The following is a 7084-nucleotide window of genomic DNA, read 5'->3' as shown; positions in this document are numbered from 1 at the left end:
CTGCTCATCACCTCGGACCCCACATAATCCCTGCGTCCTGCCCGGAGCAGTTTGGGTGGCCACGAGTGGAGCAGTTTGGGGTGGCCATCGGGGCAGCTTCCTCCGCGGCTTTTGCAGCCTTGGCGGCAACAGCAGCTTCCTCGGCGGCTTTGACTACCGCGCCAGCCAGTCCTGCATTCGCGGCTGACACTCCGAACGCGAGCAGAAGGGCACCCGCAAATTGGGCAACTCGCCACATGGTGTCCTCACCTTCTCACATCGCTAAAGGAGCTTACGAGTCCATGCCGGCATCGAACTGATCACGAATCTACGCGATCGGATTGATGGCGCATCGCCAATATTGATGACAACCGGCGCCATAAAGGGCCGCAATCAGAGTGCAGGGCAAGTTTTCAGCGGTGGCCTGGTTCTGTCGCCAGGCCGAGGCCGTCGCGCTAACGGGCCAGGGCACCGGCGTCGAGAAATAAAGATGGCCGACGGGGGCTTCAGCCTGATCGAGCTACGTCTTCTGCAACCTTCGGGCGGCGCGGTGGGAGCAGCGGCTTTCCCTCATTAAGGATTCGTCCGCTCAGCCCCTCTGAGCTGGACAACATCGCTATGGCGGCCGTGCTCAAAAGCGAGATCCGAGCACAGAAATCCAATGTACCGACCACCTCGAGCGGGTCGTAGCTCGGCTCCAGCACGCCATCGTCTCTCCACCGCCGATAGTGCTGAATGCCTGTGTGCGTGAGTCCGCAGAAGTCAGCCCAATAGCTGTCTTAGACGTTGCGCCGCAACAGCTCGCGCGTGAAGACCGCCAGCGCCGCCGCCGCGCTCGTCGGCCACAGCAGCTTGATCGCCATCGTGCCGCGGCGCAACTCGAGTTCGATGGCGCGGTCGTCGCAGCGGGGCGGCGCCGTCGCCGCCACGGCCACCGGCACGAACTCCTGGCGCACGACCGCCGGCTCCGCGCGGCGCGTCAACTTGCGCCAGCCGTGCAGGATGTTGGTGTTGATGCCATGCGCCAGAGCAACCTTGGCCACCGACATGCCCGGTACCTCGCACTCGGCCAGGATCTGGGCCTTCAGCTCGGGGCTGTAGCGCCTACGCTTGCGACTCTGTTCAGCTTGCATCGTGTCCAGCTATTTGCGTAACTGGACACCATCGTTATCGCTGCGGCCGCCGTTCTCAAGGTGCCACGGCTGCACGCTTACCCTGTGTCCGCAAGTTCGTTGAAGAGAGTCAGGCGCTTGACGATCGGTCGCCGGACCAGTGACAGGTGGATGCTTTCGGTCAGGTGGACGCTTGGTTGCGCGCACTGGGATTGCGCGGTTAACCTGACCGACCACTCCGCAAGCAAGGCCAGACGACGGCCGCCACCTCCGCAGCGATCCAACTCACTCGTAGCCGTAGCTGCGCAGGTGCTCTTCGCTGTCCGCCCAGCCCGAGCGCACCTTGACCCACAGCTCCAGAAAGACGCGGCCATCCATCAGGTGCTCCAGCTCCTGGCGCGACTCCGAGCCGATGCGCTTCAGGCGCTCGCCACCCTGGCCGATGATCATGCCCTTGTGGGCGTCACGCTCGACGACGATGCTGGCACTGATGCGGCGCAGTTCGCCCTCTTCTTCCCATTTGTCGATGACGACGGTGGAGGTGTAGGGCAGTTCGTCGCCGGTCAGGCGGAACAGCTTCTCGCGGATGATCTCGCTGGCCAGGAACTTCTCGCTGCGGTCGGTCAGCGCGTCCTCTTCGTAGAACCAGCCCTGCGCGGGCAGATAGGGCTTGAGGATGTTGAACAGGCGCGTGACGTCGGCTGCCTTCTTGGCCGACAGCGGCACGAACTCCGCGAAGTTGCGCCTCTCCTGCATGCCCTTGAGCCAGGGAGCCAGTTCGGCGCGGCGGTGCACGGCATCGAGCTTGTTGGCGATCAGCACGACCGGCTTGTCCTCAGGCAGCAGGGCCAGCACCTTGGCATCGTCCAGGCCGAAGCGGCCGGCCTCGACGACGAAGAGCACCAGGTCCACGTCGGCCAGCACGCCATGCACCGTGCGGTTGAGCGTGCGGTTCAGCGCGGCGTTGTGCTTGGTCTGGAAGCCGGGCGTGTCGACGAAGACGAACTGGGCCTCGTCCACGGTACGCACGCCGGTAATGCGGTGGCGCGTGGTCTGGGCCTTGTCGGAGGTGATGCTGACCTTCTGGCCGACGAGGGCGTTCAGCAACGTGGACTTGCCGACGTTGGGCCGGCCGACGATGGCGATGAGGCCACAGCGCTGCGGTGCTTCGGATGCGGGCTTGGTGGTCTCGGTCATGGTTTGCCTCGTTCGGCAGTGAATCGGTCCTGCAGGCGATCGAGCAGGCGGCGCGCGGCCTCCTGCTCGGCGGCACGTCGTGAGCGGCCCTCGCCCAGTTCGGCCACGTCCAGGGCCGGCACGGCGCACTCGACCTCGAAGGTCTGGGCATGGGCCTGGCCGCGTGCCGCAACGATACGGTAGCTCGGCACGGCGATGCGGCGGGCCTGCAGCCATTCCTGCAGCGCGGTCTTGGCGTCCTTGGCGAAGTCGCCCGCGCTGGCGGCGGTCGCGATGGTCTCGCCGAGCAGGCGTCGCACGATGGCCAGGGCCGCCTCGTAGCCGGCATCGATATAGGCCGCGCCGAGCACGGCCTCGACCGCATCGGCCAGGATGGACGGGCGCTGCGCGCCACCACCACGGGCTTCGCCGTCGGACATCTTCAGCACCTCGGGCAGGCCCAGGGCCAGGGCCAGCCTGTGCAGGCTGTCTTCGCGCACCAGATGGGCGCGCACGCGGGTCAGGTCGCCTTCGTCGGAGCCAGCGTAGCGCTCGTAGAGCAGGCTGGACACGGTCAGGCTGAGCACGGCGTCGCCCAGGAATTCGAGGCGCTCGTTGTGGTCGGCACCGAAGCTGCGGTGGGTCAGCGCGCGGGCAAGCAGGTCGGGCCGCGTGAAGCGGTGCCCGAGGCGCTTTTGCAGGGCATCGAGCGCGGCGGAGGTCATCGACGGGTCACTTCGACCGGCCCCGGTACTTGATCAGCAGGTAGACCGGCCCGAACAGGTCGATCTCCTTGTCGTAGGCGAACTCGATGACGACCTTGTCGCTGCCGTCCTTGGAGATCTCCAGGTCGGCGCTCTTGATGCTCTGGATGGAGTATTCGGTGATCGTGGCCCGATCGAAGTCCGCGCGCGCGGCCGGCACGGTGGGGGGGTTGGCGGCCGCGATGCGATCGACGGTGCGCTGGATGGTGTAGAACTCGAGCACCGTCGGGAAGATCTTCATCGCGACGACCGCCGTGACGGCGATGACGCCGCCCCAGAACAGCAGGCCGATCAGCGAGAGGCCCCGCTGGCGGCGGGGGGCGGACGACGGCATGATTTGGCGGCGGCTCATCTGGGGCATCAATTGAAGAAGGTACCGATGCGCTTGAGGTTACCGAAATTCATCCAGACCATGAAGGCCCTGCCGACGATGTTCTCGTCGGGCACGAAACCCCAGAAGCGCGAATCGCGCGAGTTGTCGCGGTTGTCGCCCAGCATGAAGTAGTGGCCGGCCGGCACTTTGCAGGTCACGCCTTCGATGCTGTAGCGGCAATTCTCCTGGAAGGGGAAGGGGCCGTCGGCACGGTCGGGGCGGAAGAAGCGCTGGGCGCCCGGCTCGACGAGGATCTGGTGCTCCTTGTCGCCGAGCTTCTCGAGGAAGCGCTGGCGATAGACGCGCGCGTCCTCGTCGTAGAAATTGCCCTGGGGCTGCACGGGGGCGAGCTGGCCGTTGATGTAGAGCTTCTGGTTGGTGTAGGTGATCTCGTCGCCCGGGATGCCGGCCACGCGCTTGATGAAGTCGGTGCTCGGGTCCTCGGGGTAGCGGAAGACCATCACGTCGCCGCGCTGCACGTCATGGTTGGCGATGATCTTCTTGTTGATCACCGGCAGGCGGACGCCGTAGTGGAACTTGTTGACGAGGATGAGGTCGCCGACCAGCAGCGTAGGCACCATGGAGCCCGACGGGATCTTGAAGGGCTCGAACAGGAAGCTGCGCAGCAGGAAGACGACGAGGATCACCGGGAAGAGGCCAGCGGTCCAGTCCAGCCACCAGGGTTGCTGCAGGATCTGCTGGCGGGCGGGCTCGACATCGCCGTCAACGCGCGAGATGCCCTGGGCCGCCAGGGCCTCGCGGCGCTTGGCATCGTTGACCAGCAGCGCATCGGCCGCGGCACGGCGGGCCGGCGCGAAATGGAAGCGCTCGGCCAGCCAGTAGAAGAGCGTCACCGTGGTCAGGATGAAGAGCAGCAGCGCGAAGTTGCCGCTCCAGCGGCCAACATACCAGCCGCCCAGGTAGGCCACGAGGGCCGCGTACAAAACACCGGTCAGAGCACTCATCGGGGAGGTTTTCAAGGCGGAAGGGAGGGGGTCAGTCGTCGACTTGCAGGATGGCGAGGAAGGCTTCTTGAGGCACCTCGACCGAGCCGATCTGCTTCATGCGCTTCTTGCCGGCCTTTTGCTTTTCCAGCAGCTTGCGCTTGCGGGTGATGTCGCCGCCGTAGCATTTTGCCAGCACGTTCTTGCGCAGCGCCTTGATGTTCTCGCGGGCGATGATGTTGGCGCCGATGGCGGCCTGGATGGCCACGTCGTACATCTGGCGCGGAATCTGCTCGCGCATCTTGGCCGCCACCGCGCGGCCGCGGTACTGGCTCTGGCTGCGGTGCACGATCATGGCCAGCGGGTCGACGCGGTCGCCGTTGATCATGATGTCGACCTTGACGACGTCGGCGGCGCGGTATTCCTTGAACTCGTAGTCCATGGAGGCATAGCCGCGCGAGGCGCTCTTCAGCTTGTCGAAGAAGTCCAGCACGATCTCGGCCAGCGGAATCTCGTAGGTCAGCATGACCTGCTTGCCGTGGTAGGCCATGTTCAGCTGCACGCCACGCTTCTGGTTGGCCAGCGTCATGACGACGCCGACGTAGTCCTGCGGCATGTAGAGGTGCACCGTGACGATGGGCTCGCGGATCTCGCGCATGCGGCCGATGTCGGGCATCTTGGACGGGTTCTCGACCTGGATGACCTCGCCGTCGTTCAGCTCCACCTCGTAGATGACGCTGGGCGCGGTCGTGACGAGATCCTGGTCGAACTCGCGCTCCAGGCGCTCCTGCACGATCTCCATGTGCAGCAGGCCCAGGAAGCCGCAGCGGAAGCCGAAGCCCAGCGCCTGGCTGACCTCGGGCTCGTAGCGCAGCGACGAGTCGTTGAGGCTGAGCTTCTCCAGCGCGTCACGCAGCTGGTCGTACTCGCTGGCCTCGGTCGGGTACAGGCCCGCGAACACCTGCGGCTGGATTTCCTTGAAGCCGGGCAGCGCCTCGGTCGCCGGGCCGGCGTTGTTGGGCAGCTTCTTTTCGAGCGTGACGGTGTCGCCCACCTTGGCGGCGGCCAGCTCCTTGATGCCGCAGATGATGAAGCCCACTTCGCCGGCCTTCAGGCTGTCGCGGTTCTCGCTCTTGGGCGTGAACACGCCCAGGTGCTCGATCGGGTAGACCGAGTTGGTATTCATCATGCGGATGCGCTCGCCCTTGCGCAGCTCGCCGTCCACCACGCGCACCAGCATGACGACGCCGACGTAGTTGTCGAACCAGGCGTCGATGATCATCGCGCGCGGCGGCGCCTCGGGGTTGCCGCGCGGCGGCGGCATGCGGGCGATGACCGCTTCGATGATCTCGTCGATGCCCATGCCGGTCTTGGCCGAACAGGGGATGGCGTCGTCGGCATCGATGCCGATGACGTCCTCGATCTCGGCCTTGGCGTTGTCGGGGTCGGCGGACGGCAGGTCCATCTTGTTCAGCACCGGCACGACCTCGACGCCGAGGTCCAGCGCCGTGTAGCAGTTGGCCACCGTCTGCGCCTCGACGCCCTGCGAGGCGTCCACCACCAGCAGCGCGCCCTCGCAGGCCGACAGCGAGCGGCTCACCTCATACGAAAAGTCGACGTGGCCTGGCGTGTCGATCAGGTTGAGGTTGTAGACCTTGCCGTCCTTGGCCGTGTACTGCAGCGCAGCAGTCTGCGCCTTGATCGTGATGCCGCGCTCGCGCTCCAGGTCCATGGAGTCCAGCACCTGCGCCTCCATCTCCCGGTCACTCAGGCCACCGCAGCGCTGGATGATGCGGTCGGCCAGCGTGCTCTTGCCGTGGTCGATGTGGGCAATGATGGAGAAATTGCGGATATGGTTCATGGAGTCTGCATTGCGCGAGGCCGGAAAACTTCAACGGCGCGAGCCCTTGCATGGAAGGCTCTCAATCGCGCAGCGATGTGAAGGCGCGAAGCGCCGTGCCGGACATAAAAAAAAGGCACGTCGAAGAGGTGACGCGCCTTCCAACAAAAGGTATGGCAACTGCTTGTTGGGCTTCCATTGTAGCCAAAAGGCCCAGCCGGGAAACCGCACCAGCATTGGTTTTCCGGCCGTTGCAGGCTGCCAACAAGGATTTTTAACCACAGCTTATCCACAAGTTCTTGTGGATCGCCTGTGGATCAAATCCCGGCTTCGCCGACGGCCGCAGATTCCATCGCCAGACACCGCTTTCCGGGTGCGTCGAGGCCAGATTTTAGCGGGCAGGACGAACAATCCGAATCAGGTCGCAAAAGTTAGCCGGTGCCAACTTCCCGAAACGGTGGACAACCTTTTCGACACGTCCGGTCCGGTATGCCGCATCGCGGAAAGCCCGAGCCGGCGGCCGTGGTTTAGGCGTCTCATGCCAGCGCCCGGCACCAAGGTCACAGTGGGAAGTCGCGACGGACGTCCGGCGAGGTCAGGCCGAGCCAGACACCGCTTCAGCACATCGCGCCGGTAGGCGTCGCGGTCCGGAGCATCGAGCTTGGCGGCTCGTCACGACCGCAGCCCGCTTGCCTGCGCATTCCACACCGTCCCGGACGCCGTTCCGGGCGAATGTCGAACACCGCTTCGCCAAATGATCGGGCTCAGTTGACCATGATTGCGAGGTGTTCGGGATCCTGTTGTGAACGGCGGTCAGGAAACGCGCTTATTCGGCGGTGAGGACGCGGTTTTGCTCGAAGTGCCCGCTCAGGCCGGGTGTGATCGAGGGCAGTGAG

Annotated in this window: 6 protein-coding genes; all 6 read right to left on the bottom strand. The window is 65.0% G+C overall.

What is annotated here, in order from left to right:
* Positions 1–758 precede the first annotated feature (758 nt).
* The 6 genes from tnpA to lepA all read right to left on the bottom strand — a co-directional run bounded on the left by tnpA (position 759) and on the right by lepA (position 6209).
* Complete coding sequence (gene tnpA / locus EV671_RS26110; RefSeq protein ID WP_132576825.1) at positions 759–1112, bottom strand: IS66-like element accessory protein TnpA; 354 nt, start codon at positions 1110–1112, stop codon at positions 759–761.
* Positions 1113–1376: 264 nt separating this feature from the next.
* Positions 1377–2288 carry a GTPase Era gene (gene era, locus EV671_RS26105; protein ID WP_132576824.1) on the bottom strand — a complete coding sequence of 304 codons (912 nt, stop codon included), beginning with the start codon at positions 2286–2288 and terminating at the stop codon, positions 1377–1379.
* Positions 2285–2992, bottom strand: a complete 708-nt coding sequence (rnc, locus tag EV671_RS26100; protein WP_132576823.1) for a ribonuclease III — start codon at positions 2990–2992, stop codon at positions 2285–2287. Before rnc ends, era begins: the two co-directional genes overlap by 4 nt.
* 7 nt (positions 2993–2999) lie before the next feature.
* Positions 3000–3383, bottom strand: a complete 384-nt coding sequence (locus tag EV671_RS26095) for a DUF4845 domain-containing protein (protein WP_243655897.1) — start codon at positions 3381–3383, stop codon at positions 3000–3002.
* 8 nt (positions 3384–3391) lie between these two features.
* Entirely contained in the window at positions 3392–4369 is a 978-nt protein-coding gene (gene lepB, locus EV671_RS26090) for a signal peptidase I (RefSeq protein ID WP_132576822.1), read from the bottom strand.
* A 31-nt stretch (positions 4370–4400) separates the two neighbouring features.
* Positions 4401–6209 (bottom strand): translation elongation factor 4, encoded by a 1809-nt coding sequence (gene lepA / locus EV671_RS26085; protein ID WP_132576821.1) that lies wholly within the window; start codon positions 6207–6209, stop codon positions 4401–4403.
* Between the last annotated feature and the right edge of the window lie 875 nt (positions 6210–7084).

It is taken from the genome of Roseateles saccharophilus, assembly GCF_004342485.1.
Classification (GTDB): domain Bacteria; phylum Pseudomonadota; class Gammaproteobacteria; order Burkholderiales; family Burkholderiaceae_C; genus Pelomonas; species Pelomonas saccharophila.
The sequence above is the reverse complement of the archived record's forward strand: the minus strand, read 5'-3'. Positions and strand labels throughout refer to the sequence as shown.

What these genes read in the sequence shown, in the direction of transcription:
- tnpA (WP_132576825.1), bottom strand. Translation starts at nt 1,112, where the DNA reads ATGCAAGCTGAACAGAGTCGCAAGCGTAGGCGCTACAGCCCCGAGCTG.
- era (WP_132576824.1), bottom strand. Translation starts at nt 2,288, where the DNA reads ATGACCGAGACCACCAAGCCCGCATCCGAAGCACCGCAGCGCTGTGGC.
- rnc (WP_132576823.1), bottom strand. Translation starts at nt 2,992, where the DNA reads ATGACCTCCGCCGCGCTCGATGCCCTGCAAAAGCGCCTCGGGCACCGC.
- EV671_RS26095 (WP_243655897.1), bottom strand. Translation starts at nt 3,383, where the DNA reads ATGAGCCGCCGCCAAATCATGCCGTCGTCCGCCCCCCGCCGCCAGCGG.
- lepB (WP_132576822.1), bottom strand. Translation starts at nt 4,369, where the DNA reads ATGAGTGCTCTGACCGGTGTTTTGTACGCGGCCCTCGTGGCCTACCTG.
- lepA (WP_132576821.1), bottom strand. Translation starts at nt 6,209, where the DNA reads ATGAACCATATCCGCAATTTCTCCATCATTGCCCACATCGACCACGGC.